Origin of the sequence: Planctomonas deserti, assembly GCF_003067705.1 — a bacterium.
GTDB classification, from domain to species: Bacteria; Actinomycetota; Actinomycetes; order Actinomycetales; family Microbacteriaceae; genus Planctomonas; species Planctomonas deserti.
The window spans coordinates 206,292-230,542 of sequence record NZ_QANL01000001.1 but is presented as its reverse complement, the minus strand read 5'-3'; the positions used below and the strand labels follow the sequence as shown (position 1 = coordinate 230,542).

General features: G+C 70.6%; 26 protein-coding genes, 1 tRNA gene and 1 riboswitch. Of the genes, 15 read left to right on the top strand and 12 right to left on the bottom strand.

Annotated elements, in window-relative coordinates:
• Positions 1–43: 43 nt before the first annotated feature.
• On the bottom strand, positions 44–1,147 hold the full coding sequence (locus DAI20_RS01040; RefSeq protein WP_108249660.1) for an ABC transporter ATP-binding protein: 1,104 nt from the start codon (positions 1,145–1,147) through the stop codon (positions 44–46).
• A gap of 282 nt (positions 1,148–1,429) precedes the next feature.
• On the opposite strand from DAI20_RS01040, the gene DAI20_RS01035 reads away from it, so the two are divergent.
• The 4 genes from DAI20_RS01035 (at position 1,430) to DAI20_RS01020 (ending at position 4,824) form a co-directional block, all read left to right on the top strand.
• Positions 1,430–2,401 (top strand): DsbA family protein, encoded by a 972-nt coding sequence (locus tag DAI20_RS01035; RefSeq protein ID WP_108248734.1) that lies wholly within the window; start codon positions 1,430–1,432, stop codon positions 2,399–2,401.
• A 51-nt stretch (positions 2,402–2,452) separates the two neighbouring features.
• Positions 2,453–2,525 (top strand) — tRNA-Thr (locus DAI20_RS01030).
• 93 nt (positions 2,526–2,618) lie between these two features.
• Positions 2,619–3,449, top strand: coding sequence for an alpha/beta fold hydrolase (locus tag DAI20_RS01025; RefSeq protein ID WP_108248733.1), 831 nt, complete (start codon positions 2,619–2,621; stop codon positions 3,447–3,449).
• Positions 3,442–4,824, top strand: coding sequence for a sensor domain-containing protein (locus tag DAI20_RS01020; RefSeq protein WP_108248732.1), 1,383 nt, complete (start codon positions 3,442–3,444; stop codon positions 4,822–4,824). The genes DAI20_RS01025 and DAI20_RS01020 overlap by 8 nt, the downstream gene beginning before the upstream one ends.
• 61 nt (positions 4,825–4,885) lie before the next feature.
• Here the strand turns inward: DAI20_RS01020 and DAI20_RS01015 are convergent, their stop codons facing one another.
• Positions 4,886–5,542 carry a hypothetical protein gene (locus DAI20_RS01015; RefSeq protein ID WP_108248731.1) on the bottom strand — a complete coding sequence of 219 codons (657 nt, stop codon included), beginning with the start codon at positions 5,540–5,542 and terminating at the stop codon, positions 4,886–4,888.
• A 15-nt stretch (positions 5,543–5,557) separates the two neighbouring features.
• Positions 5,558–5,632: riboswitch (cyclic di-GMP riboswitch) on the bottom strand.
• Between the two features lie 138 nt (positions 5,633–5,770).
• Entirely contained in the window at positions 5,771–5,917 is a 147-nt protein-coding gene (locus DAI20_RS18365) for a hypothetical protein (protein ID WP_159084867.1), read from the bottom strand.
• A 153-nt stretch (positions 5,918–6,070) separates the two neighbouring features.
• On the opposite strand from DAI20_RS18365, the gene DAI20_RS01010 reads away from it, so the two are divergent.
• Positions 6,071–7,051 (top strand): DMT family transporter, encoded by a 981-nt coding sequence (locus DAI20_RS01010; protein WP_108248730.1) that lies wholly within the window; start codon positions 6,071–6,073, stop codon positions 7,049–7,051.
• 101 nt (positions 7,052–7,152) lie between these two features.
• Here DAI20_RS01010 and msrB read toward each other — a convergent pair whose 3' ends face one another.
• Positions 7,153–7,554 carry a peptide-methionine (R)-S-oxide reductase MsrB gene (gene msrB, locus DAI20_RS01005; protein ID WP_108248729.1) on the bottom strand — a complete coding sequence of 134 codons (402 nt, stop codon included), beginning with the start codon at positions 7,552–7,554 and terminating at the stop codon, positions 7,153–7,155.
• Between the two features lie 69 nt (positions 7,555–7,623).
• Here msrB and DAI20_RS01000 point away from each other — a divergent pair, with 69 nt between their 5' ends.
• The 6 genes from DAI20_RS01000 to groL all read left to right on the top strand — a co-directional run bounded on the left by DAI20_RS01000 (position 7,624) and on the right by groL (position 12,592).
• Positions 7,624–8,097: a GNAT family N-acetyltransferase gene (locus DAI20_RS01000; RefSeq protein ID WP_240605808.1), complete on the top strand. Its 474-nt coding sequence runs from the start codon at positions 7,624–7,626 to the stop codon at positions 8,095–8,097.
• A 38-nt stretch (positions 8,098–8,135) separates the two neighbouring features.
• On the top strand, positions 8,136–8,525 hold the full coding sequence (locus DAI20_RS00995; protein ID WP_108248728.1) for a DUF3263 domain-containing protein: 390 nt from the start codon (positions 8,136–8,138) through the stop codon (positions 8,523–8,525).
• Between the two features lie 22 nt (positions 8,526–8,547).
• The gene (locus tag DAI20_RS00990; protein ID WP_108248727.1) at positions 8,548–9,117 is read left to right on the top strand and encodes a LytR C-terminal domain-containing protein; all 570 of its coding nucleotides are present in this window, start codon (positions 8,548–8,550) and stop codon (positions 9,115–9,117) included.
• Between the two features lie 407 nt (positions 9,118–9,524).
• Positions 9,525–9,728, top strand: a complete 204-nt coding sequence (locus tag DAI20_RS00985; RefSeq protein WP_108248726.1) for a cold-shock protein — start codon at positions 9,525–9,527, stop codon at positions 9,726–9,728.
• Between the two features lie 63 nt (positions 9,729–9,791).
• Complete coding sequence (locus DAI20_RS00980) at positions 9,792–10,829, top strand: DUF3048 domain-containing protein (RefSeq protein ID WP_108248725.1); 1,038 nt, start codon at positions 9,792–9,794, stop codon at positions 10,827–10,829.
• 134 nt (positions 10,830–10,963) lie between these two features.
• Positions 10,964–12,592 (top strand): chaperonin GroEL, encoded by a 1,629-nt coding sequence (gene groL, locus DAI20_RS00975; protein WP_108248724.1) that lies wholly within the window; start codon positions 10,964–10,966, stop codon positions 12,590–12,592.
• A gap of 98 nt (positions 12,593–12,690) precedes the next feature.
• Here groL and DAI20_RS00970 read toward each other — a convergent pair whose 3' ends face one another.
• From DAI20_RS00970 to DAI20_RS00945, 6 genes are all read right to left on the bottom strand, one after another.
• Positions 12,691–12,984 carry a WXG100 family type VII secretion target gene (locus DAI20_RS00970; RefSeq protein ID WP_108248723.1) on the bottom strand — a complete coding sequence of 98 codons (294 nt, stop codon included), beginning with the start codon at positions 12,982–12,984 and terminating at the stop codon, positions 12,691–12,693.
• 38 nt (positions 12,985–13,022) lie between these two features.
• Positions 13,023–14,786, bottom strand: a complete 1,764-nt coding sequence (locus DAI20_RS00965) for a sensor histidine kinase (RefSeq protein ID WP_108248722.1) — start codon at positions 14,784–14,786, stop codon at positions 13,023–13,025.
• A gap of 69 nt (positions 14,787–14,855) precedes the next feature.
• Positions 14,856–15,548: a response regulator transcription factor gene (locus tag DAI20_RS00960; protein WP_108248721.1), complete on the bottom strand. Its 693-nt coding sequence runs from the start codon at positions 15,546–15,548 to the stop codon at positions 14,856–14,858.
• A 78-nt stretch (positions 15,549–15,626) separates the two neighbouring features.
• The gene (locus DAI20_RS00955; RefSeq protein ID WP_108248720.1) at positions 15,627–17,273 is read right to left on the bottom strand and encodes a DNA repair helicase XPB; all 1,647 of its coding nucleotides are present in this window, start codon (positions 17,271–17,273) and stop codon (positions 15,627–15,629) included.
• A gap of 20 nt (positions 17,274–17,293) precedes the next feature.
• Positions 17,294–19,177, bottom strand: a complete 1,884-nt coding sequence (locus tag DAI20_RS00950; protein ID WP_108248719.1) for a helicase-associated domain-containing protein — start codon at positions 19,175–19,177, stop codon at positions 17,294–17,296.
• Positions 19,178–19,196: 19 nt separating this feature from the next.
• Positions 19,197–19,472: a multidrug ABC transporter ATPase gene (locus DAI20_RS00945; RefSeq protein WP_108248718.1), complete on the bottom strand. Its 276-nt coding sequence runs from the start codon at positions 19,470–19,472 to the stop codon at positions 19,197–19,199.
• 84 nt (positions 19,473–19,556) lie between these two features.
• On the opposite strand from DAI20_RS00945, the gene DAI20_RS00940 reads away from it, so the two are divergent.
• Together DAI20_RS00940 and DAI20_RS00935 are read left to right on the top strand one after the other, a co-directional pair.
• Positions 19,557–19,940 (top strand): cold-shock protein, encoded by a 384-nt coding sequence (locus DAI20_RS00940; RefSeq protein WP_108248717.1) that lies wholly within the window; start codon positions 19,557–19,559, stop codon positions 19,938–19,940.
• Entirely contained in the window at positions 19,933–20,820 is an 888-nt protein-coding gene (locus tag DAI20_RS00935) for a DUF3027 domain-containing protein (protein WP_108248716.1), read from the top strand. The genes DAI20_RS00940 and DAI20_RS00935 overlap by 8 nt, the downstream gene beginning before the upstream one ends.
• Here the strand turns inward: DAI20_RS00935 and DAI20_RS00930 are convergent.
• On the bottom strand, positions 20,817–21,053 hold the full coding sequence (locus DAI20_RS00930) for a DUF2530 domain-containing protein (RefSeq protein WP_108248715.1): 237 nt from the start codon (positions 21,051–21,053) through the stop codon (positions 20,817–20,819). The genes DAI20_RS00935 and DAI20_RS00930 overlap by 4 nt on opposite strands.
• Positions 21,054–21,057: 4 nt before the next feature.
• Positions 21,058–22,170 carry a phosphoserine transaminase gene (serC, locus tag DAI20_RS00925; protein WP_108248714.1) on the bottom strand — a complete coding sequence of 371 codons (1,113 nt, stop codon included), beginning with the start codon at positions 22,168–22,170 and terminating at the stop codon, positions 21,058–21,060.
• 97 nt (positions 22,171–22,267) lie between these two features.
• Here serC and DAI20_RS00920 point away from each other — a divergent pair, with 97 nt between their 5' ends.
• Positions 22,268–22,960: an iron-dependent transcriptional repressor DtxR gene (locus DAI20_RS00920; protein ID WP_108248713.1), complete on the top strand. Its 693-nt coding sequence runs from the start codon at positions 22,268–22,270 to the stop codon at positions 22,958–22,960.
• A 272-nt stretch (positions 22,961–23,232) separates the two neighbouring features.
• Positions 23,233–24,186, top strand: a complete 954-nt coding sequence (locus DAI20_RS00915) for a C40 family peptidase (RefSeq protein ID WP_108248712.1) — start codon at positions 23,233–23,235, stop codon at positions 24,184–24,186.
• Positions 24,187–24,251: the final 65 nt, after the last annotated feature.

Genomic DNA, 24,251 nt, shown 5'->3' with positions numbered 1-24,251 from the left:
GCCCCGAAAGGGCCGCGGCAGAGTGCGGTGGTGCGGTGCGGAACTACGAGCCGATGTGCACCGGCTCGTTGAGGCGCAGGCCGGTCTCCGCATCGAACGTGTGGATGTGGCCCGGCTGCGGGAGCAGGAACACACGGTCACCGGCGTTCGGGTGGAGGCGGCCGTCGACGCGAGCGACGATGTCGGTGCGGTTGCCCGCGAGGTCCGAGTGGCCGTACAGGTAGCCGTCGGCGCCGAGCTCCTCGACCAGGTCGACGACGACCTCGAGGCCCTCGCCCTGCGTTGTCGAGACGATGAGGTCCTCGGGACGCACGCCGATCGTGACCTGGGTGCCGTGGGCTCCCTGGAGCACGTTGCGCTCGATGTTGACGAGAGCGGAGCCGAAGCGGACACCGCGGTCGACGACGTCGGCCGAGAACAGGTTCATGGCCGGGCTGCCGATGAAGCCGGCGACGAACACGTTCTGCGGGGCCTCGTACAGGTCGCGGGGCGTTCCGACCTGCTGGAGCAGGCCGTCCTTGAGCACCGCGATGCGGTCACCCATGGTCAGGGCCTCGGTCTGGTCGTGCGTGACGTAGACCGTGGTGACGCCGAGACGACGCTGCAGCGACGCGATCTGCGTGCGGGTCTGCACGCGGAGCTTCGCGTCGAGGTTCGACAGCGGCTCGTCCATGAGGAACACCTGGGGCTGACGCACGATGGCGCGACCCATGGCGACACGCTGACGCTGACCACCGGAGAGGGCCTTCGGCTTGCGGTTGAGGTAGGGCTCCAGGTCGAGCAGCTTCGCCGCCTCGAGGACGCGGCTCGCGCGCTCCTCCTTGCCGACGCCGGCGATCTTGAGCGCGAAGCCCATGTTCTCGGCGACGGTCATGTGCGGGTACAGCGCGTAGTTCTGGAACACCATCGCGATGTCGCGGTCCTTCGGCGGGATGTCGGTGACGTTGCGGTCACCGATGAAGATGTTCCCGTCGTTGACCTCTTCGAGGCCGGCGAGCATGCGAAGGGTGGTGGACTTTCCACAGCCGGAGGGGCCGACGAGGACGAGGAACTCGCCGTCAGCGACCTCGAGGTCGATCTTGTCGACGGCCGGTCGGGTGGAGCCCGGGTAGAGGCGCGTGGCCTTATCGAACGTTACAGATGCCAATTTCTCTGTCTCCTTCACCGGCAGGTACGTGCCGGACGATCCGTAGTGAATGGATGTTGCGATGTGGCTCATCGACGTGGGACGTCGTCGGCCACTCGCAACAGTATGGCACGCCGCCCCGCGAGAGGAAGGAAAGCGCGGGGCGACACGGTCCGCGGGGCCGGCGAGCTATCGCGTCCAGGTGCCGTTTGGGCTATTCCCAGACAGTCGACTTATCATTTCTCCGGCGCATCCGGGGGGACTGCGCCACTGTTCTTTATACGCACCTCGGAAGTGACATCTATGGCCCACGGCGATTCCGGAGACGGTCGACCCAGCAAGAATCAGCGGCGTGAACTCGCCCGCGAGAAGGCTCGGCTGAACCGAGAGAAGCAGAAGAAGCGCGACCGCCGCTCCCGGTGGGCCCTCCAGGGCGGCATCGGCCTCGTGCTCGTCGCGATCATCGCCATCGTCGGACTCGTGATCTGGAACGGTGTGCGTCCTGCCGGACCCGGCCCCGCCAACATGGCGAGCGACGGCATTCACATCGGCGAGGGTTTCAAGGCCACGCCCACCATGGCGCTCGCGTCCGACGCCGACCCGGTGCCGACGGCCACCGACGACTCCGGCGTCGTCAACATCCGCATCTACGTCGACTACCTCTGCCCCTACTGCAAGGACTTCGAGGAGACCAACGCCGAGCAGCTCGAGGGCTACATCGAGACCGGCGCCGCCACCGTCGAGATCCACCCGCTGGCTGTGCTCACGAGCCGCGCGCAGGGCTACTCCCTGCGGGCCGCGAACGCCGCCGCCTGCGTCGCCAACTACTCCCCGGACTCGTTCTGGGAGTTCAACAGCCTCATGTTCGACAACCAGCCCGCCGAGCAGTCGAGCGGGCTCGACGACGCGGCAATCATCGCCATCACCGAGGAGGCCGGGGTGAGCAAGGCCGACGCCGTCGCCGGCTGCATCACGGACCAGCGGTACAAGGCGTGGGTGGACGCGGCGACGGATCGCGTGCTCACCGGCGACATCCCCGACTCCAACATCGAGCAGGTGCAGGGCACGCCGATCATCGTCGTGAACGGCAAGCAGTACCGGGGCGAGCTGAACGACCCGAGCGAGTTCGCCGCCTTCGTGCTGGCCCAGTCGACGGAGGAGACGGACGCCGAGGAGACTCCCTCGCCCTCCGCCACCCCTTCGCCCTCGACGACGCCCGAGCCCGCCGCGACCCCGGAGGCGACGCCGGAGGTGACGCCGACCACGACGCCGTAGCGCTCTTTCCCGCTGCTCTAGGATGGGAGGGCCGTTCTCACCCAGCGGCGTGCCGGCTTGGCGCAATTGGTAGCGCATCCGACTTGTAATCGGAAGGTTGCGGGTTCAAGTCCCGCAGCCGGCTCGCGGGGGCCTGGAGACCTCATCGATCTTCGGGGATGATGGAGCCGGGCGAGGGGGCCAGTGGGAGTCCGTTCGCCGCCGAGCAGGAGAGATGATGGCCCTTCCGACGCCTGTCGAGCACGCCACGGCTCCTGACGTGCTGCGGCGCACCAACGTGCGGGTCCTCGGCAATCCGGAGGGCCGCCCGATGGTCTTCGCCCACGGCTTCGGCTGCAGCCAGGAGATGTGGCGGCTGCTCACGCCCGAGTTCGAACGCGACCACCTCGTCGTGCTGTTCGACCTCGTGGGTGCGGGCGGCTCGGACCTCAGCGCCTACGACCGGGGCCGGTACGACTCGCTGCACGCCCACGCGGACGATCTCGTGGGCATCCTGACGGCGCTCGACCTGAGCGACGCCGTGCTCGTGGCGCACTCTGTCAGCACGATGATCGCCGTCCTCGCGGCCGTCCAGGCACCCGAGCGCGTCGGCGCGCTCGTGCTCGTCGGCCCCTCGCCCCGCTACATCAACGACGAGGGCTACGTCGGCGGCTTCGAGCGCGCGGACATCGACGCCCTGCTCGAGACCCTCGACGCGAACTATCTCGGCTGGTCGTCCGTCATGGCCCCCGTCGTCATGGGCAACCCGGACCGGCCGGAGCTCGGTCAGGAGCTGACCGACAGCTTCTGCCGCGTGGATCCGGCCATCGCCGCCCACTTCGCCCGGGTGACGTTCCTGTCCGACAATCGGAAGGACCTCGCGGCGGTGCGCACGCCGACGCTCGTCGTGCAGTGCTCGGACGACGTCATCGCCCCGCACGAGGTCGGCGTGTTCGTGCACGAGTCGATCCCGGGCAGCGAGCTCGTCGTGCTCGCCGCGACGGGTCACGTGCCGCACCTCTCGGCGCCCGAGGAACTGGCCGCCGCCATGCGGCACTACCTTGGCTGAGTCCGGCGGGTTCGACCGCCTGGCGCAGAGCGCGCCCTGCGGCCTCCTCGCCACCACGGTGAACGGGACCGTGCTCCTCGTCAACGAGACGCTCGCCCTCTGGATGGGGCTCGCCCAGGACGATCTCGTCGGCCGGCCGTTCGAGGAGCTGCTGACGACGGCGGGCCGGCTGTTCTACCAGACCCGCTACCTCCCCGTGCTGCGCTTGCAGGGCGAGGTGCGCGAGGCCGCGCTCACCCTGCGCGGAGCCGACGGATCGGAGCGATCGGTGCTCGCCTCGTCCGTGCAGCGCACCGGACCGCACGGCGACGTCGTCTTTGTCGCCCTGTTCGACGCGACCGGCCGGTCGAACTACGAGCGGGAACTGCTTGCCGCCCGCAGGGAGGCCGATCGCTCGGAGCGCCGGGTGCGTGTGCTCCTGGAGGCGTCCGCCTCGTTCGACGGCTGCGAGACGGAGGGCGCACTCGCGTCCGCGCTCGCCGAGGCGGCGCGGACGGCCGCGGAGGCCACCACGTCGGCCGTGTTCGTGCTCGACGGGGCCGTGCTGCGGCGCGTGGCGGGCGGTATGGCGCTCGGGGATGCGCCGGACGACGGGCCCGAGGCGCAGGCGGCGAGGATGTCCGCCGCGGTCACGGTCGAGCACCTGCCCGACGCCGCGCGCTTCCCCGGGCTGACGGAGCGTCTCGCTGCCGTGCGCGCCGAGGCGATGTCCGCCGTGCCGATCCTCGCGGAGGGCGAGCCGCTCGGCGTCGTGGCCTGCTACTTCGGTCGCGCACGCCGCGTGGAGGGGGACGCGGGGGAGCTGCAGGCTGCCCTCGCCCGGCAGGCGGGGCAGGTGCTCCGCCGGATCCGGCTGCAGGAGCGTCTGCGCCACTCGTCGCTGCACGACCCGCTGACCGAACTACCCAACCGGGCCCACCTGCAGTCCCGGCTCACGGAGGCGATCGAGTCCTCGGTGCTCACCCATCGCCCGCTCGCCCTGCTGTTCGTCGACCTCGACGGATTCAAGGCCATCAACGACCGGCTCGGCCACGTGGTCGGAGACACGGTGCTCGCCCAGATCGCCGAGCGCCTGCGACGCCTGGTGCGCCGAGGCGACACGGTGGCACGCTTCGGCGGCGACGAGTTCGCGATCGTCTGCGCCGAGGCGGATGCGGCGGCGGCCGTGCGGGTCGCCGACCGGGTGCGCGAGGCCATGCGCGAGCCGCTGCGCGGCGTGCCCGCGGGCTATCCCGTCACCGCGAGCATCGGCGTCGCGCTGCACGAGCCGCAGGATGGGACGGTCTCGGCGGAGGCCCTGGTGCTGGCCGCGGACGGCGCGATGTACCGCTCGAAGAGCGAGGGACGCGACCGCAACTCGGTCGTGCGCGCCTGACCTCGGGCACCAGCGCGCCGCCGGCCCTGCTCGCCCTTAGGCGTACGGGCGCGCGGACCCGTCAGGCGTAGGTGCTGGGCGCGGCGGGGTAGCCGTCCCAGCCGTACTCGTCGAACCACTCGAAGGAGGGGTCGGAGGAGTGTGGAACCCGGACACGGCTTGGCAGAGGCGTGTCGGCCTGGGCGGCCTCGATCCAATCGAACTCACTGTCGAGCTCGAAGGGGTACAGCGGGATGACGACCGGGCGCGGTCGATGCCGCGCGATGAGGTCCCGGCCCATGTCGCGTGCGCGGGCGGGAGCCCCGGTGTCGCCCTCGACCGCCCTCATCGCCGTACCGCGGAGGAGGATGTGCCAGGAGTCGGCGAACTCCTCCACGTCGACGAGCCCCGCCTGGGAGCCGAGCTCGATCACAATGGACCGGATGCGCTTGGCCTGCTGAGAGACGATGCGACCGATGGGGTGCCGGTCGTTGAGCCGCACCACGGCGTCCACGACCGTGGCGGCCTCGCTGTCGCGCCCGTCGAGCCAGCTGTCGAAGACGTCGAAGACCGCGAGCAGGCGTCCCTCACCTGTCACCGCCCGGGCCCGGACTCCGTTCTCCACGCGGGTCACCATCCAGCTCGCGCACTCCGCGGCGAACGCGTTCCAGCGGGGGCTGCTCCCGGTTCCGATGATCATGGGGGTGAGCGACGACCGGCGCTCTCGCGTCTTCTGCACGGTGGTACCTCTTCTTTCGGTGGCCCGGCTGACCCTGAGGGTCCCGTGGCTTTGCGTCCCCGGCTCGCGCCGGGTTTGCCTTTGTCGGTGAATGTCTCGATCGGTCCGCCGTCGGCCCGAGGTCCGAGGAGCACCGGGTCCGACGATAACCCCGCGGTTCTCGGTGCACCACCCTGCGAATCGGGATTGACTCGATGCGGTCAGGGCGCTAGGAGTGCGGTGGGGGCGCTAGGACGCCGCGGACACCAGGCCGTGTAGCGGGCAGACGTAGAACCACACCGGTCCGCGCAGCCCGGGCTCGACGAGCACGCGGAGGGCGGCGCCGCAGTCCGGACAGGTGGGAGGCACCGACTCGTCGTTGGGGTACTGCCTCATACTGACGAAAGGTACGCCTGTGTCGGGGTCTTATCCATGGCCCCGACCCCGTACTGCGGGGCCTGAACGCGAGCGGCGCGCGTGCCAGGAACAGAACGAACGGACCGCCCGGCCGTCGGCGGTCGTCTAGGGTGAATCGGTCGGAAAGGCATCATGACCCCTTCTTCCCACCCGCCCGCATCCCGCGCGCTCGTCGCCGTCACCGTGGCCTGCGCCGTCGTCTTCGGGGCGTTCGTCGCCCTCCAGTCCCGCATCAACGGCGAGCTCGGCCGTGCCCTGGGTGACGGGTACCTCGCGGCCGTGATCTCCTTCGGGTCCGGCCTCGTGGTGCTCGCCGTCGCGATGCTCGTCTCCCGGGTGGGCCGAAGGGGTCTCGGGCAGGTGGTGTCCACGGTCCGTGCCGGCCGCGCGCCCGTCTGGTACGTGCTGGGCGGGGGAGCGGGCGCCTTCCTCGTGCTCTCCCAGGGGCTCACCGCATCGGCGCTCGGGGTGGCCCTGTTCACCGTCGCCACCGTGTGCGGGCAGACGGTCAGCGGCCTGCTGATCGACCGTCGCGGCCTCGGCACCATGGCGCCGAAGCCGCTCACGGTGCCCCGCGTCGTCGGCTCCATGCTCGCGCTGGTCGCCGTCGTCTGGGCCGTGTCCGCCCAGCTGCAGAGCGACATCCCGATCTGGATGATCGTGATGCCCTTCCTGGCGGGCCTCGGCATCGGCTGGCAGCAGGCCGTCAACGGGCAGGTGCGCGGGATGGCGGGGTCGGCCCTCACCGCCACGTTCGTCAACTTCGTCGTCGGCACGACGGTGCTGCTCGTGGCGTTCGCGATCCACACCGCCATCGCCGGGCTGCCGAGCAGCCTCCCCACCGAGCCGTGGCTGTACGTCGGCGGCCTCATCGGCGTCGTGTTCATCGCCGGGGCCGCCGTCGCGGTGCGGATCACGGGGGTGCTGCTGCTCGGCCTCGGCACCATCGCCGGTCAGCTGGTGATGTCTCTCGTGCTCGACCTCGCGGCGCCCGCCGTCGGCCACACCGTCGCGTGGACCACCGTCGCGGGCACCGCGCTCACGCTCGTCGCCGTCGGCATCGCGTCGGTGCCGACGAGGCGACGAGCGCCCGGGCTCAGTCCTTCGTCGTGAAGGACAGCGACACGGAGTTTCTGCAGGACCGGTCAGTCCCTACTGGCGAAGGACAGCCCTTACGTGGTGGAGGACAGCGACACGGTTTCTGCGGATCGGGCTTAGTCCTTCGTGGTGAAGGACAGCGACACGGAGTTCATGCAGAACCGGTCACCGGTAGGCGTCTGCGGAGCGTCGTCGAACACGTGACCCAGGTGGGAGCCGCAGTTCGCGCAGACGACCTCGACGCGGGACATGCCGAGGGAGTTGTCGGCCAGCAGCTTCACCGCGTCGCCCTCCTTGGGGGCGTAGAAGCTCGGCCATCCGCAGTGCGAGTCGAACTTGGTGTCGCTGGTGAACAGCTCCGCGCCACAGGCCTTGCAGCCGTACACGCCGATCCGGTTCTCGTCAAGCAGCTCGCCCGTCCACGGGCGCTCGGTGGCCTGCTGGCGCAGCACCTGGTACTCCTCGGGGGAGAGCTCGTTGCGCCACTCCTCGTCAGTCTTCGTGACCTTGTAGTCCACGGGGAATCCTTTCGTCGGTGACCCGCCCGGCGGGCGGCCGGGGCGGGCCACATACGTAAACTCGCCCCTGTGCCGAACCATTCCATCACGCGCAAGACCTGGCCCGAGCTCAGCACGGACGAACTGTTCGCCTTCCTCCGGCTGCGGACACAGGTCTTCTTCGTGGAACAGCGGATCGACGAGGAGGAGCTCGACGATCGCGACCCAGACCCGCGCACGGAGCACCTGTGGATCGAGGACGAGAGGGGTGTGGCCGCGTACCTCCGCCTCATCCTGCTCGACGAGCCCGAGCACAGGGGCGCGAGGCGGCTGCCGGGCCGGGTCGTCGTGCGGGCCGACAGGCGGGGAGAGGGGCTCGCGAAGGAGCTGCTCCGGTACGTGATCGAGCTGCACGGTCATGAGCCGCTCCTCCTGCACTCCCAGTCGTACGTGGCACCCCTGTACGCGTCGCTGGGGTTCGAGCCGTTCGGCGAGGAGTACGTGGAGGCGGGCATCCCGCACATTTCGATGTACCGGGCGGGGCGCGGCGGCTCCACCGCGTGACCGACCTACGATGTGGACCATCGGAGAAGGAGGCGGGCGTGGACGAGCCGACACAGCACGCCCCCGGTCCGGAGTCCGGACCCGATGCGGAAGCACCCGATGCGGAAGCGGATGCGTCACCGGCGGACGCTCCGGCGCCCCGAGCCCCCGGCCTCGGTGACCGGGACCTTCGCGTCCTCGCCTTCGAGCGGCAGTGGTGGCGGCACGCCGGCGCGAAGGAGCAGGCCATCCGGGAGAACTTCGGGCTCTCGTCCGCCCGGTACTACCAGATACTCGGGGCGCTGATAGATTCGCCAGCGGCCCTCGCCCACGACCCGATGCTCGTGAAGCGGCTGCAGCGCGTGCGCGACAGCAGGGCCGCGACCAGGGCCGAGCGGGCCCGACGCATGGGGGACGACCTCCGTCGCCGCTCCGACCGCCTCGACTGACAGAAACGCCAGAACCCTCCCGATGGCCAGCTACCCCCGCGATCGCTTCGACGACATCCCCGACGACCTGAAGCGCGTCGGCGCCCATCGGGCGGCCGGTCCGCGGCGCCGGGGCCTCGTCGTGTTCGCCTGGGCGCTCGCCGCGACGCTCGCGCTCGTCGCCGCCGGGGTGATCGCCCTCACGGTCATCGGGGAGGGCATCGCATTCGAGGGCGGGAGCGTGCTCCCCATCGCCGAGACCGCGACACCGACGCCCACGACGGAGGCGACGCCCGAGCCCGTCGTCGACGCCGCGATCCTCGTCACCGTGCTCAACGGCACGAACACCGCCGGCCTCGCCGCCGAGGTCGCCGAGCGGCTCGCGGACGATGGCTGGAACGTCGGCTCCCGGGCCAACGCGAGCACGCGGGACGTCGAGACCACGACCGTCTACTACTGGGACCCGGTGAACGAGGGCGCCGCGCTCGGGGCGGCCCAGTCGCTCGGATCGGCCGAGGTGCGCCTCTCCGAGAACTACGCGCCGCAGGACGGCGAGGACCCTGCCGGAGTCGCGCGCCTGACCGTCGTGGTGGGCGCCGATTACCCGCTCTGATCCGCGATGTGCTGATCGCCCCTGTGTCGACCGGCCCTGGGTCGACCGGCGCTGTGTTGACCCGCCCTCTGCCGAGCGCCCTGCCGTCCCGGGGTGCGGCCCGGAACTCGCTCCGGTCCGCGCCGATCGGGCCGTCGCGCGGGCGCCCGTTCCGCCCGCGGTGTTACCGCCAGGTTTAATCTTTCCCGTATACCGGCGCTTATCGAAATTGACGACGAATAGCACTCCCGAAAGGGCCCGCTTCGTCATTATCATCCTGTTTGGTCGTCATCATTTGGCTCGTCGGTGTGCAACCCGTTGTCGTCCCTTTGCAGGTCGGGGCGGATTGAACGGACGGAAGGTGCGGAGGACCCGGGCGGAGCCAGTTGCTCCGAGCCGCACATAAAGGAACAGCACAGGGAGTACACATGGCGAACGGAACCGTGAAGTGGTTCAACGCTGAAAAGGGCTACGGCTTCATCACCGTCGATGGGGGAGGGCAGGACGTGTTCGTGCACTACTCCGCCATCGAGATGGGCGGCTACAAGTCGCTCGAAGAGGGCCAGCAGGTCACCTTCGAGGTGGGCACGGGATCGAAGGGCCCGCAGGCCGAGTCGGTCCGTCCCGCGTAACGGCGACCCCACCGTCGAGCACTGACGCCGCCCGCATCAGCGGGCGGCGTTAGTCTTTTCGCCATGACGCGTACCGGGGGCGCGCTCGCGAGGGGTCGCGGGCGCACAGCAGCGCTGCTGCTTCTGGCGGGCGGGCTGGCGCTCGCCGGCTGCACGCCGTCGCTCCCGTCGGAGGAGCCGACGCCGACGAGCACGCTCGAGGCCCCCGTGCGGCTGTCTCCGTTGCTCGGCACGCCCGTGAACGAGGGCGACGGGGAGCATCCGTCCCTCGCCGCGAAGATCGACAACCACCCATCGGCGCGGCCGCAGTACGGCCTCGAGCATGCCGACATCGTCTTCGAGGAGCTGGTCGAGGGCGGCATAACGCGGTACGTCGCCGTGTGGCATTCCGACCTGCCGCCCGCCGTCGGCCCGATCCGGTCGATCCGGCCGATGGATCCCGACATCGTCTCGCCCTTCGGCGGCATCATCGCGTACTCGGGCGGCCAGGACCGCTTCGTGCGGGCCATGCGGGAGACGGGCGTCCTGAACGCCCTCGAGGGCGAGGAGGGCACGGCGGACGTGTTCTGGCGGTCCCTCGAGCGCCAGGCCCCGCACAACGTGCTCCTCCGCGCCGACAGGATCGTGGCCGAGAACCGCGACCTCGACGCCCCGCCCCTGCAGTTCCGGTACTCGCCGACGCCGGACGAGGCCGCCGCCGTGGTCTCGGGTGAGCCCTCGGCCACGCTGGAGACCACGTTCTCGCCGACGAGCTCCTCCGCCTGGGCGCACGACCCGCGCGCGGGGAACTACGCGCGCTCGCAGAACGGCGTGCCCGACGTCGCGCAGTCCGGCGCGCCCATCACCGCGGTGAACGTCGTCGTCGCCCGGGTCGACATCGACGAGTCGCCCGGGGTGCCGCGTACCGAGCTCGAGGGCAGTGGGGAGGCGTGGATCGCCACCGGCGGCAGCATCGTCCGCGGCACCTGGGTCAAGGAGGGCGCACGCGCGCCCCTGCGGCTCGTCAGTGCCACCGGCACCGTGCTGACCCTCTCGCCGGGCAACACCTGGGTGGAGCTCGTTCCGAACGGCACGGGCACCGTGCGGAGCGCCGTCTCCTGACCGCCGTCTCCTGACCGGCCGCGCCGCTCAGTTGCACTCGACTAGCGAGAGTGCCAGAATTGGCTAGCACTCGCGAACCATGAGTGCTAACCCCCATCGTTTTTTCACTACGTCCGGGAGGGCGAAAAACACATATGGCAAAGATCATTGCTTTTGACGAGGATGCTCGTCGCGGCCTCGAGCGCGGACTCAACACCCTCGCCGACGCGGTCAAGGTGACGCTCGGCCCGCGTGGCCGCAACGTCGTACTCGAGAAGAAGTGGGGCGCCCCCACGATCACCAACGACGGCGTGTCCATCGCCAAGGAGATCGAGCTCGACGACCCGTACGAGAAGATCGGCGCCGAGCTCGTCAAGGAGGTCGCCAAGAAGACGGATGACGTCGCCGGCGACGGAACCACGACGGCAACCGTGCTCGCCCAGGCGCTCGTCCGCGAGGGCCTCCGCAACGTGGCCGCAGGCGCCGACCCGATCGGACTGAAGCGCGGCATCGAGAAGGCCGTCGCGGCCGTCACGGCCGAGCTCATCAGCAACGCCAAGGAGGTCGAGACCAAGGAGGAGATCGCCGCCACCGCGTCCATCTCCGCCGGCGACCGCGAGATCGGCGCCCTGATCGCCGAGGCCATCGACAAGGTGGGCAAGGAGGGCGTCGTCACCGTCGAGGAGTCGAACACCTTCGGCACCGAGCTCGAGCTCACCGAGGGCATGCGCTTCGACAAGGGCTACCTGTCGCAGTACTTCGTGACCGACCCGGAGCGCCAGGAGGCGGTGTTCGAGGACCCCTACATCCTCATCGTCAACTCCAAGATCTCCAACATCAAGGACCTGCTCCCCGTCGTCGACAAGGTGATCCAGGCGGGCAAGCAGCTGCTGATCATCGCCGAGGACGTCGACGGCGAGGCCCTGGCCACGTTGGTCGTCAACAAGATCCGCGGCATCTTCAAGTCCGTCGCCGTCAAGGCGCCCGGCTTCGGTGACCGTCGCAAGGCCCAGCTGCAGGACATCGCGATCCTCACCGGCGGCCAGGTCATCTCCGAGGAGGTCGGTCTCAAGCTCGAGAACGTCACCCTCGACCTGCTCGGCACGGCTCGCAAGGTCATCATCACCAAGGACGAGACGACCATCGTCGAGGGTGGTGGCGACGAGGAGCAGATCGCCGGTCGCGTCGCGCAGATCCGTGGCGAGATCAACAACACGGACAGCGACTACGACCGCGAGAAGCTGCAGGAGCGCCTCGCGAAGCTCGCCGGTGGCGTCGCCGTCATCAAGGCGGGCGCGGCCACCGAGGTCGAGCTCAAGGAGCGCAAGCACCGCATCGAGGACGCCGTTCGCAACGCGAAGGCCGCCGTCGAGGAGGGCATCATCGCCGGTGGTGGCGTCGCCCTCATCCAGGCGGGCAAGACCGCGTTCGCTTCCGAGGCCCTCACCGGTCTCGTCGGCGACGAGGCGACCGGCGCGAACATCGTCAAGGTCGCGATCGACGCCCCGCTCAAGCAGATCGCCTACAACTCGGGCCTCGAGCCCGGCGTCGTGGTCGACAAGGTGCGCGGCCTGCCCACCGGACACGGCCTCAACGCCGCGACCGGCGAGTACGTCGACATGCTGGCCGCCGGCATCAGCGACCCGGTGAAGGTGACGCGCTCCGCGCTCGTCAACGCCGCGTCCATCGCCGGTCTGTTCCTCACCACGTCCGTCGTGGTGGCCGACAAGCCCGAGAAGAACCCGGCCCCGGCCGGCGACCCGACGGGTGGCATGGACTTCTAAGTCCGTCGCGTAAGCACCAACGCACGCACAGCAGTGGGCGGTTCCCCTCGGGGAACCGCCCACTGTCGCGTCCGGGGTGTGATCGGCCGGCGGCGGCGTCAGCGACCGGCGAAGAGCCTGGCGTTCGCCACCTCCACCTCGGCGTACTGCTGCCCGGCGGCGGCCAGCCCCTGGTTGACCACGGCGATGCCCTCGGCGATGCGCTGCTGGGTCGCCCGCCACTCGGCGACGACCGACTGGAACGCGGCGGCCGCCGGACCGGACCACGAGTTCTGCAGGTCCACGAGCAGGGCGTACAGACCGCCCACCTCCGCCTCGATGCGGCCGATGTAGCCGTGGGCGGCCGCCGTCGCCGAGGCGACGGCGTCGCTGTCCACCTGGTATCTCGTCATGAAAGCCTCCTTCGTTGGGGAACGGTGAGGCTCACACGCTAGGAGCGGGGCGGCGTGCCGGCGTCCGGCGGGGTGATGCTGTTGACGGCGGGGGCCTGCTGGCTCCTCTGGAGGAGCGGAAAGACCAGGCGGAACGTCGCGCCGCCGCCCGGGGTGTCCAGCACCTCGACGCGCCCGTGATGGGCGGAGATGATCGCCGCGACGATGGCCAGGCCGAGGCCGCTGCCGCCCGTCTCCCGCGTGCGCGAGGTGTCGGCGCGCCAGAACCGCTGGAAAATCTTCTCCCGGATCTGGGGCGGGATGCCCTCGCCGTGGTCGATGACCGAGATGCTCGCCTCCTCGGCGACCGGGTCGACCGTCACGGCGAGCTCGATCGGCGTGCCCTCGGGGGTGTAGCGCACGGCGTTGCCGAGGATGTTGGTGACCGCCTGGCGGATCTTGTTCTCCTCCGCGAGCACGAGGGCGGGAATCGACACCTCCGTCGTCTCCGCGTCCACGAGCAGGGGCGCGTCGGCGGGCAGGGTCTCCGGAGCGGCGCCGGCCGGGTCGGAGCGTCGCGGGCGGCGGGCCCGGAGCCGGGCGAGGCGGGCGCCGGCGAGGGCGATCGCCCCCGTGGTGGTGGCGGGTGCGCCGGCGGTCGATTCCTCGAGATCCGGCAGCGCGGCGCTGCCGTCGTCCGCGCCATCCTCGATGGCCGGGGCGGAGGAGGACAGGACGACGGGCGGCAGCGCCGTCACCACGCGGTCGGGCGACGACGCCATGGTGTCGAGGGCGGCATCCCGGGCGATCGGGTAGAGGTCGACGGGCTGAACCTCGAGCGGCCGCGTCTCGTCGAGCCGGGCGAGCGCGAGGAGATTCTCGACGAGGCCGCCCATGCGGATGGCCTCCTTCTCGATGCGGTCCATGGCCTTCGCCACGTCCTCCGGGGTCTGCAGCGCGCCCATCCGGTACAGCTCGGCGTAGCCGCGCACGGAGACGAGCGGCGTGCGCAGCTCGTGGCTCGCGTCGCCGACGAACCGCCGCATCTGCTCGATGGTCGTCGCGCGGTCGGAGAGCGCGCTGTCGATGTGATTGAGCATCGTGTTCAGCGACCGGTTGAGCCGGCCGACCTCGGTGTTCGGGGTCGCCCCGCCGAGGCGCTGACTGAAGTCGCCGTCGGCGAAGGCGGCGGCGGTGCGCTCCACCTCGCGCAGCGGCGCGAAGGTCGTGGTCACGAGCAGCCGGGTGAGCGCGGCCCCGAGCACGACGACGGCGACGCCGAAGCCGAAGAAGACCGCGAGATAGGTGGCCATGAACGTCTCGATGGGCCGCATGGGGGAGGCGACCACGAGCGTGTAGAAGACGGGGCTGCCCGAGAGGGTGCTCTGGCGCACGGCGGCGTGCCACTCGTTGCGCCCCGACGCATCCGTGAGCGGCATGATCGAGGTGCCCACCTCCTTGGCGGTGGCCACCGTCAGGTCCGGCAGCACGGGGCGCAGGCGCCTGTCGCGGTCGGGGCGCCAGTTGTCGGCGATGACGCGGCCCTCGGGGTCGACGAGCGCAACGTAGTAGTTCTCGTTCGCCCCTTCGACGTGAGCCTGGCGGAACGTCGTGCCCTCGAAGTCCTGGCCGAAGATGGTCTTCATGTCGCTCAGCGAGGAGACGAGCTGGTCGTCGACGTTGCGAACCAGCTGCGGCTTCAGGAACGCCGTCGTGCCCAGACCGGAGATGAGCAGGCCGAGGGTGAGAAGGAGCACGGTGACGCCCGTGATCTTCGTCCGCAGGGAGATGGACGCCCAGCGCTCGGCAAGCTTCTCGTGCACGATGCGGTGGCCTCCTCGGTTCGGGTCGTTCGGACTAGCCGACCTTAGGCGACGGAAGCTGGGGGATGGCTAGACCTTCGCCGCCTTCAGCATGTACCCGAATCCGCGCTTCGTCTGGATGACGGGCTCGCTCGAGAACTGGTCGAGCTTGCGCCGGAGGTAGGAGATGTAGGACTCCACGATGCCCGCGTCGCCGTTGAAGTCGTACTCCCACACGTGATCGAGGATCTGCGCCTTCGACAGCACGCGGTTGGGGTTCAGCATGAGGTAGCGCAGGAGCTTGAACTCGGTCGGGCTGAGCTCGATCGGCTGGTTGCCCACGAGCACCTCGTGCGTGTCCTGGTCCATGGTCAGCTCGCCGGCACGGATGATCGCATCCTCGTCGGCGTGCATCGTGCGGCGCAGGATCGCTTTGATGCGGGCCACGATCTCGTCGAGGCTGAACGGCTTGGTGACGTAGTCGTCGCCGCCGACCGTGAGGCCGGTGATCTTGTCCTCGGTGTCGTCCTTCGCCGTGAGGAAGAGGATAGGCGCCGTGTAGCCGGCCGCGCGGAGCCGCTTCGTCACGCCGAACCCGTTCATGTCGGGGAGCATCACGTCGAGGATGATGAGGTCCGGCTCCTCCTCGAGCACGGCGGAGATGGCCTGGGCACCGTTCGCGACCGCGCGCACGGCGAACCCGGCGAAGCGGAGGCTGGTGGTCAACAGGTCGCGGATGTTCGGCTCGTCGTCGACGATGAGGATCTTCGGTCCGTCAGTCATGCAGACATTATCTGCGGGTTCGCTGGACGCTGCCTGGGAGTCGAGTGGGCGCCGCCGGACAGCGCCGGACGCCCGGCCCTAGGCGGCGCGCTCCAGGCTGTGCGAGTCGAGGATCGTGTAGCTGTAGCCCTGCTCGGCGAGGAAGCGCTGCCGGTTCTGGGCGAAGTCCTGGTCGACGGTGTCGCGCGAGACCAGCGTGTAGAAGTTCGCGGACAGCCCGGACTCCTTGGGGCGCAGCAGGCGGCCGAGGCGCTGCGCCTCCTCCTGCCGCGAGCCGAACGAGCCGGACACCTGGATGGCGACCGTCGCCTCGGGCAGGTCGACGGAGAAGTTCGCGACCTTGCTGACCACCAGGACCTTCTCGTCGCCGTCCCGGAACGCCTGGTACAGCCGCTCGCGCTCGTCGACCGGGGTCGCGCCCGTGAGCTGCGGCGCGTTCAGCTCGTCGGCGAGCTCCTCAATCTGGTCGAGGTACTGCCCGATCACGAGGATGCGCTCCCCGCTGTGCTTGGCGACCAGCTGCTTGACGACGTCGAGCTTCGCCGGGGCGGACGCGGCGAGCCGGTAGCGCTCCTCGTCCGCGGCCGCGGCGTACTGCAGCCGCTCCTGCTGCGGCAGGTCGATCCGCACCTCGAAGCACTCGGCGGGCGAGATGAAGCCCTGCGCCTCGATCTCGCGCCAGGGCGCGTCGAAGCGCTTGGGCCCGATGAGGCTGAAGACGTCGCTCTCCCGGCCGTCCTCGCGCACGAGCGTCGCCGTCAACCCCAGCCGGCGCCGGGCCTGCAGGTCGGCGGTGAGCTTGAAGACGGGCGCGGGCAGCAGGTGCACCTCGTCGTAGACGATGAGGCCCCAGTCCAGCGCGTCGAGCAGCGCGAGGTGCGCGTACTCGCCCTTCCGCTTGGCGGTGAGGATCTGGTAGGTCGCGATGGTGACGGGCTTGACCTCCTTGGTCTGGCCCGAGTACTCGCCGATCTCGTCCTCGGTGAGGGTGGTGCGCTTCAGCAGCTCGCTGCGCCACTGCCGGGCGGAGACCGTGTTCGTGACGAGGATAAGCGTGTTGGTCTTCGCCGCCGCCATGGCGCCCGCACCGACCAGGGTCTTGCCCGCGCCGCAGGGCAGCACGACGACGCCGGAGCCGCCGCCGAGGAAGTTGTCGACGGCGCGGTGCTGGTAGTCGCGGAGCGACCAGCCGTCCTCGATCAGGTCGATGTCGTGCGGCGTGCCGGGGGTGTAGCCGGCGAAGTCCTCGGCGGGCCAGCCGATCTTGACGAGCTCCTGCTTCAGCTGGCCGCGGGCCCACGGCTGCACGGTGAACGCGTCGTCGTCACGGCGCCCGGTGAGCAGCGGCGTGATGCGGCGGGCCCCGGCGACCTCGGTGAGCACGGCGATGTCGGTGCTGCGCAGCACGAGCTCGTCCTCGTCGTCGCGCTCGATGCGCAGCCGCCCGTAACGGCCGACCGTTTCCGTGATGTCGACCGTCACGGTCTGGGGCACCGGGAACTTGGCGTAGCGCTCGAGCGTCGCCAGCATGTCCTCCGCGGTGTGCCCGGCGGCGCGCGCGTTCCACAGGCCCAGCCGGGTGATGCGGTAGGTGTGCACGTGCTCCGGCGCCCGTTCCAGCTCGGCGAAGACCGCGAGATCGTGTCGCGCGTCCTCCGCCTGGGGGTGCGCGACTTCGAGCAGGACAGTGCGATCGCTCTGGATGATGAGGGGGCCGTCAGACACGGCGGTCAGTGTAATCGGGCTTACTGCGCGGTGTCCGACGGGCCGAGGCCGGTGATGTGCGATACCGGGAGGGTGCGCTCGATGTCCGCGCGGCGATCGCGGGCCCGCAGCCGGCCGCCCGAGAGGCCGGTCGGCTCGAGCTCGTACTGCACCTCGGCGCCGTTCGGCATGGCGACCCGCACGATCAGCGTCAGGCGCCCGCGGATGGCGATGTCGAGCTGCCGCGCGAGCCAGTCTGCGCCCATCGAGTTCGGGTCGGAGGATTCCGCCAGCCGGAGGCGGTCGAGGATGGTGCGCGCGGGATCGGGGCGGTCCTCGATCGGGCGGCTGCCGACCCGCGCCCGCCGCAGGGGGACGACGCGGTGTTCGCGATCCTCCGCCGCGGCGGGATAGCGGGCGTCGGCCAGCGCCCAGAACACGGCGTCGCGGTCGGCGGGGGAGGAGAGGCGGCCGCCGGGGCTCCTGGTCAGGCGCAGGGCCGCGAGCGCCTGGTCGACCTCGAGCGTGGTCAGCAGGTGCGCATCGTCCGACCGCACGTAGCTGCGCGCGAGCTCGTCCCCGGTGTCGAGCCTGCCCACCCGGAGCAGGCCGAAGCGCGACGCCACGTCGTGAACGAGGTAGTCGAGCGGCTGCGGGATCCCGGTCAGCGAGATGCCGCGGAGGAACTCGAGCACGCTGTCCGCGGTCTCGCCGGACGCGAGGGCCCGGTTCACGCTGTCCGCGGACACGCGGTAGGTGGACGCCTGGGCGCGGCTCTCCACGTGCGCCATGGTGCGCAGGCGGGCGTCCAGCGCGGGGGCCAGCGGGCCGGGCGAGACGATGGAGAGGTCCTGCTGCACGTAGACGCGGTCTACCTCGGCCGGGAACAGAGCGCTCAGCACGTCGGCGGCGGCCTCGGCGCCGTGCTCGAGCAGCACGGAACCCGGCACGCTCGGCGACCCCTGGGCGGTGATGCCCAGGAGCTCCGCCTCGGTGATGACCGAGTCGATGCGGGCGTTCAGCCACGCCTGCCCCGCGGGGTAGGCCCAGGCCACGAACGCGAGCAGCCCCTCGCCCCACATCGCCCGGGAGCGCAGCCGGAGGATCCCGCGCACGTCCTCCGACAGGCCGTCCAGCCAGGATCGGGCGAGCGAGCACCAGCGGTCGGCCGAGGACTCGAGCGACCAGGCCGAGGCGGAGCCGGTGGGGAGCCACAGGTTCCCCTCGCGGGCCGCCAGGTCTACGCGCTCCGCCATGGCGAGCACGGCGGGCACGGCGGACAGGTCGACGGCGAGGGCGGACGACAGCCGCTTGGTGTCGGGCAGCGCGAGCCCGCCCCTGCTGAGCTCGCGGGCCGGCTCCTCCGCGAGCGCGGCGACGAGCTCGGTGACGGCTGTGACGGTGGCGAAGGCCCGCTCGGCGGCGAGACGATCGGTGCCGCCCTCGCGGGTGAGGTCGACCGCGTCGAGGAACGGCGGCGGGGCCGCGGCGGCCAGCTCGGCCTCGGACGGCAGGCCGAGCTCCGGCCAGCGCTCGAGCTGGGCCCGCACGCCTTCGTACGGGCGCACCTCGTCGCCCGTCGACTCGGCGAGCAGCAGCGCATTGAGGGCGGCTGCCCGCTCGTCCGCGTCGGCGGGCACGGCGTCGTCGCGCTCGGCGAGCGAGAGGATCCTGTCCCTCACGGCGGCCATCGTCGGCGCCGTGCCCTCGGCGGCGAGGGCCCCGGCCGAGGCGAGGATGCAGAGCGTCGGCCGGTCGAGCCGCTCGAGCGCGCGCTGCACGCTCTCGGCCGACAGCAGCGCGTCGGCGAGGTCGAACACGTCCGCGATGCCGTTGGCCGGCACCGCCCGGGCGCGCAGGACGGACAGGAGCTCCCCGTCCGGCATGGCGCGCAGCCTCGTGGCCAGCGCGAGGACGGTGCTCATCGCGGCGGTCCGCCGGTCCTCAGTGGGACGCCCGCTTGTTCTCGCGTCCGCGGCGACTCCACGACACCACGAGGAGAGCGAGAAGGAGCACGAGCCCGAGGGTGAGGCCCGGGGCGGGCAGCACGATGATGAACGGCCAGATGCCGCGGCTGAATCCGTCGTTCTCTCCCGCGCCGAAGCCGGTGCCGATGATGACGGCGAGGATCGCGAGCACGGAGACCGCGACAAGCGTCAGCGACATGAACGCGAGGATGCGCTCGACTCGGGAGACGGGACGCTCGGCTTCGGTGGGCATCCACCCAGGATAGGGCGGACCTCACCGGGTGCGGACGGTTAAACTAGGCTGGCAGGTTCCTGCACGCATCCGAAAGAGGTCTCCATGCCCACCGGCAAGGTCAAGTTCTACGACGACGAGAAGGGCTTCGGCTTCATCAGCTCAGATGACGGCCAAGAGGTCTTCCTCCACGCGTCCGCCCTGCCCGCAGGCGTGTCAGGCGTCAAGCCCGGCACCCGTCTCGAGTTCGGCGTCGTCGCGGGAAAGCGCGGCGTGCAGGCCCTGTCGGTGCGCGTGCTCGACGCTCCGCCGAGCCTCGCGAAGATGGCGAGGAAGCCCGCGGACGACATGGCGATCATCGTGGAGGACCTGGTCAAGCTCCTCGACGGCATCGGGACGAACCTGAAGCGCGGCCGCTACCCCGACAGTGCCCACGGCCGGAAGATCGCCGCCGTGCTGCGTCGGGTCGCGGACGACCTGGATGTCTGACCCCGAGTCCGTCGGCGAGGCGGGATCCGTCGACGAGGCCGCGCCCGCGCAGGAGACGGTGCCCGTCGTCGACGAGGCAGCGCCCGTCGACGAGGCCACCCTCGTGCACCGGGCAGCACCCGTCGGCGACGTAACGCCCGTGGACGGGGCGCCCGTGGACGAGGCGACTCCCGCCGGTGTCGCAGCGCCCCTGGACGACGCGGAGCCCCTAGACGAGGCGGAGCCCGTGGCTGAGCCCGTGCCGGCGTTCGAGCCGGTGCCCGTCGACCTTCCGCCGGCGACCGTCCAGATAGCCCGCACGGCGCTGCTCGATGTGACTCCGGCGTCCACCGTCGGAGCCGAATGGCGCGGCGTCGTCGCCGCGGACAACGCGGTCTCCGTGCTCTTCCCCTGCACCATGACGGGGTACCCGGGCTGGAACTGGACGGTGACCCTGTCCGTGCTCGGCGGGGACGAGCCGCCGTCGGTACTGGAGATGGAGCTGTTGCCCGGCGAGGGTGCGCTCCTCGCTCCCGAGTGGGTGCCGTGGTCGGACCGCCTGGCGGAGTACAACACCGCGCAGGAGCTCGCCGAGGAGGAGGCCGCCCGCGCCGCCGAGGCCGAGGCGGAGGACGACGAGTCCGAGGACGATGACGTCGACGACGAGGAGGCGCTCGAGGAGACGGATCTCACCGACGACCTCGACGACGTGCTCGACGGCGTCGAGTTCGAGGAGACCGAGGACGACGAGGACTCCGACGACGAGGTCTCCGACGACGAGGAATCGGACGACGAGGACTCCGACGACGAGGAGGACGAGGACTCCGAAGAGGACGAGGACGAGGACGACGACTACGACTCGCCCCGGACCGACGAGGACGACGAGGGCAACGTCTACTAGCCGGGCCGCCGGCCGGTGTAGACCAGGCCGATCAGGCCCACGGCGACCCCGACCCCGCACGTCGTGACGACGGCGGGGTCGTCGGCGCCGATCGCACCTGGAAACGCGAGGGCCGCGACCGCGGCCGCCGACCAGGCGACGGTGCCCACCGCGACGGCCGTGCGCCCGGTGGCTTCCGCGGGCGCCGGATCGGCCCGCCGGTCACGGTCCCGGATCCACAGGCGCAGCGGCATGGCGTCAGCCGAGCTGGTCGACCACGTACTCGATCGAGCCGATGAGGGCTCGCACGTCGGCCGGGTCGATGCCCGCGTAGGTCGCCACCCGCAACTGGTTGCGGCCGAGCTTCCGGTACGGCTCCGTGTCGACGACGCCGTTGGCACGCAGCGCGGAGGAGATCGCCTTCGCGTCGATGGCGTCGGCGAAATCGATGGTCACGACGACCTGCGAGCGGTCCGCCGGGTCGGCGACGAACGGCGAGGCGTAGTCCACGGACTCGGCCCAGTCGTACAGGGCGGAGGAGGACTCGCGAGTGCGCGCGGCGGCGAAGGAGAGCCCGCCGGACCCGTTCATCCAGTCCAGCTGCGCCTCGAGCAGCACGAGCGTCGCGAGGGCCGGGGTGTTCAGCGTCTGGTTGAGCCGGGAGTTGTCGAGCGCGTTCTTCAGGCTCAGGAACTCCGGGATGTAGCGGTCACCGCCCGCGATCCGCTCGACGCGCTCGATGGCGGCCGGCGACAGAAGGGCGAGCCACAGCCCGCCGTCCGAGGCGAAGTTCTTCTGCGGGGCGAAGTAGTAGACGTCGGACTCCGCGGCGTCGACGTCGACGCCGCCCGCGGCGCTGGTGGCGTCGATGACCGTGAGGGCGCCCGGGTCACCGTGCACGCGGGTCACGGGTGCCATGACGCCCGTGGAGGTCTCGTTCTGCGGCCAGGCGTACACGTCGACGCCCTCCACCGGCGAAGCGGTGCTGCGGGTGCCGGGCTCGGCCGTGCGCACGTCGGGCTGCTCGAGCCACGGGGCCGCCGCGGCGGACGCGAACTTCTGGCCGAACTCGCCGAACACCAGGTTCTGGCTTCGCCGCTCGATCAACGAGAAGGCCGCGGCGTCCCAGAAGGCGGTCGATCCCCCGTTGCCGAGCACGACCTCGTACCCCTCGGGCAACCGGAACAGGTCGGCGATGCCGGACCGGACGCGGCCGACCAGGTCCTTCACGGGGGCCTGGCGGTGCGAGGTCCCCAGGATCTCGCGCGACGCCATCAGGTGGTCGAGCTGCTCCTGGCGCACCTTGGTGGGGCCGCTTCCGAAGCGCCCGTCTGCTGGCAGGAGCGACGTCGGGATGGTGATCTCTGGCATGGCGGCATCCTATCGACCGGGGCATCCGGCCCGTCCGGCGGGGGAGAGGTCAGACAGTAGGCTTGACCGGGTCGGGCATCGTGAGGGAGAGGCAGCTGTGACAGATCTTGTCGACACGACGGAGATGTACCTGCGCACGATCCTCGACCTCGAGGAGGAGAACATCGTTCCCCTCCGCGCCCGCATCTCCGAGCGCCTCGGACACTCCGGTCCGACCGTGTCGCAGACCGTCGCGCGGATGGAGCGCGACGGCCTCGTCGTCGTCTCCGGTGACCGTCACCTCGAGTTGACGACCGAGGGCCGGAACAAGGCCGTTCACGTCATGCGCAAGCACCGGCTCGCGGAGCGACTGCTGCACGACGTCATCGGCCTCGAGTGGGAGTTCGTGCACGAGGAGGCGTGCCGCTGGGAGCACGTCATGAGCGAGCAGGTCGAACGGAAGATCCTCGATCTGCTGGGTCACCCGACGGAGTCGCCCTACGGCAACCCCATCCCCGGTCTCGACGAGCTGGGCGATTCTCCCGCGGTGGCGTTCATGTCCGGCGTCGCCAACGTCGTGCCCGTCGTGGCCGCCGCGTCGGGTGCCGTCACCGGCGAGATCCGTCGCCTGGGGGAGCCGGTCCAGTTCGACCCCGAGCTGCTCGCGCAGTTGAAGCAGGCGGGCGTCGTGCCCGGCGCGACGGCGACATTCGCGCAGTCCGGACGGTACGTGCTGGTGCAGGTGGAGGGCTTCGGCGACGGTCTGGAGCTGCCCACCGAGGTGGCCAGCCACATCTTCATCTCGGCCTGAGCGTTACCAATTTGTTAGCGCAGGCCCTTGCCAGCGTGACAAAACCGTTATCTTCCCTTACCCTCGAACGAGCCCGCTGACCGACACCCCGGTCAGAGGGCCCGAGTCAAGACGTCTCCATCTCCCGTCTCTTGAGCTCGATGATCAAGGACTACTTGTTCTGGACGGGACAACGCCGCTTGCGCGTTGAGGCGCTGGAGGCCGAGTAATTGACCCTGACTGATGCCCCCGGTTCGCTCGTGAACCGCCCCACCCACACACCCGCACCCCCGATGACGCACCCCGCCAACACCGGCGAGCTCCGCATCATCCGCCCCATCCCGGCCGTCTCTCCCGCACTCCGTGCCGAGCAGCACGCGCTCGCTCAGCGTCTGAACACCGCATCGATCTCAGTGGTCAAGCCCGTTCGGGCTACGTACCGCAGGCGCGGCGTCGTGAACGTCGTCGTGATGACCTTCGTCTCCGGCCTGATCGGCGTTCTCGCGCTTCCGGCCTACGCCGTCGGCCCCGACGACGCCACCGCCGCCACCGCGTCGGCGCCGGCCTCGCTCCAGACCCTGAGCGCCGTGAACGCGCAGACCGTGTCGGTCGCCGCCGCCGCGCCCGTGCTGTCGCGCGACACCTTCACCGCCACGAGCCTTGCCGAGATCCAGGCCGCGGAGGCCGCCGCCGCGGCTGCCGCAGCCGCTGCCGCCGCTCAGGCCGCCGCAGAGGCGCGTGCCGCCGCTGCCGCAGCCGCGGCCGCCGCCACCCCGGTGAGCCGGGGAACGGCAGCCTCGAGCAGCAGCGCCGGTGGAAGCACCACGGCCGCGGGCAACTCCAGCAGCACCTACACGGGACCCAGCGCGACGGAGCTCGTCGAGGCGGCCCCGTACGCCAGCTCCAGCCTGTCCCAGGTGGTGGCCGTGGCGCGCCAGTACATCGGCGTCCCGTACCGCTTCGGTGGTGCGACGCCCGCGGGCTTCGACTGCTCCGGTCTGGTGAAGTACGTCTTCGCCCAGTTCGGCGTCAACCTCGCTCACGGCGTGAGCGCCCAGGCCGCGGTCGGCACGCGCATCTCGCGCGCCGAGGCGGGCCCCGGTGACCTCGTCATCTGGAACGACCACAGCCACATGGGCATCTACACGGGCAACGGCAACTTCATCGACGCCCCCCGCCCGGGCAAGAGCGTGAGCGAGCGGCCGATCTGGTCCGGAAGCGTCTACTTCGTCCGGATCGGCATCTAGGTCCCGGCCTCTTCCTCCCGCAAGACACCGCGACGGGTGCGCCTCCTTCAAGGAGGGCGCACCCG

Excerpts from the sequence above, each read along its gene's own strand:
- serC (WP_108248714.1), bottom strand. The coding sequence starts at position 22,170 with ATGCCAGAGATCACCATCCCGACGTCGCTCCTGCCAGCAGACGGGCGC.
- DAI20_RS01025 (WP_108248733.1), top strand. The coding sequence starts at position 2,619 with ATGGCCCTTCCGACGCCTGTCGAGCACGCCACGGCTCCTGACGTGCTG.
- DAI20_RS00960 (WP_108248721.1), bottom strand. The coding sequence starts at position 15,548 with ATGACTGACGGACCGAAGATCCTCATCGTCGACGACGAGCCGAACATC.
- DAI20_RS00915 (WP_108248712.1), top strand. The coding sequence starts at position 23,233 with ATGACGCACCCCGCCAACACCGGCGAGCTCCGCATCATCCGCCCCATC.
- DAI20_RS01010 (WP_108248730.1), top strand. The coding sequence starts at position 6,071 with ATGACCCCTTCTTCCCACCCGCCCGCATCCCGCGCGCTCGTCGCCGTC.
- groL (WP_108248724.1), top strand. The coding sequence starts at position 10,964 with ATGGCAAAGATCATTGCTTTTGACGAGGATGCTCGTCGCGGCCTCGAG.
- DAI20_RS00980 (WP_108248725.1), top strand. The coding sequence starts at position 9,792 with ATGACGCGTACCGGGGGCGCGCTCGCGAGGGGTCGCGGGCGCACAGCA.
- DAI20_RS00970 (WP_108248723.1), bottom strand. The coding sequence starts at position 12,984 with ATGACGAGATACCAGGTGGACAGCGACGCCGTCGCCTCGGCGACGGCG.
- DAI20_RS00940 (WP_108248717.1), top strand. The coding sequence starts at position 19,557 with ATGCCCACCGGCAAGGTCAAGTTCTACGACGACGAGAAGGGCTTCGGC.
- DAI20_RS00945 (WP_108248718.1), bottom strand. The coding sequence starts at position 19,472 with ATGCCCACCGAAGCCGAGCGTCCCGTCTCCCGAGTCGAGCGCATCCTC.
- DAI20_RS00950 (WP_108248719.1), bottom strand. The coding sequence starts at position 19,177 with ATGAGCACCGTCCTCGCGCTGGCCACGAGGCTGCGCGCCATGCCGGAC.
- DAI20_RS18365 (WP_159084867.1), bottom strand. The coding sequence starts at position 5,917 with ATGAGGCAGTACCCCAACGACGAGTCGGTGCCTCCCACCTGTCCGGAC.
- DAI20_RS00985 (WP_108248726.1), top strand. The coding sequence starts at position 9,525 with ATGGCGAACGGAACCGTGAAGTGGTTCAACGCTGAAAAGGGCTACGGC.
- DAI20_RS01035 (WP_108248734.1), top strand. The coding sequence starts at position 1,430 with ATGGCCCACGGCGATTCCGGAGACGGTCGACCCAGCAAGAATCAGCGG.
- DAI20_RS00930 (WP_108248715.1), bottom strand. The coding sequence starts at position 21,053 with ATGCCGCTGCGCCTGTGGATCCGGGACCGTGACCGGCGGGCCGATCCG.
- DAI20_RS00990 (WP_108248727.1), top strand. The coding sequence starts at position 8,548 with ATGGCCAGCTACCCCCGCGATCGCTTCGACGACATCCCCGACGACCTG.
- DAI20_RS00935 (WP_108248716.1), top strand. The coding sequence starts at position 19,933 with ATGTCTGACCCCGAGTCCGTCGGCGAGGCGGGATCCGTCGACGAGGCC.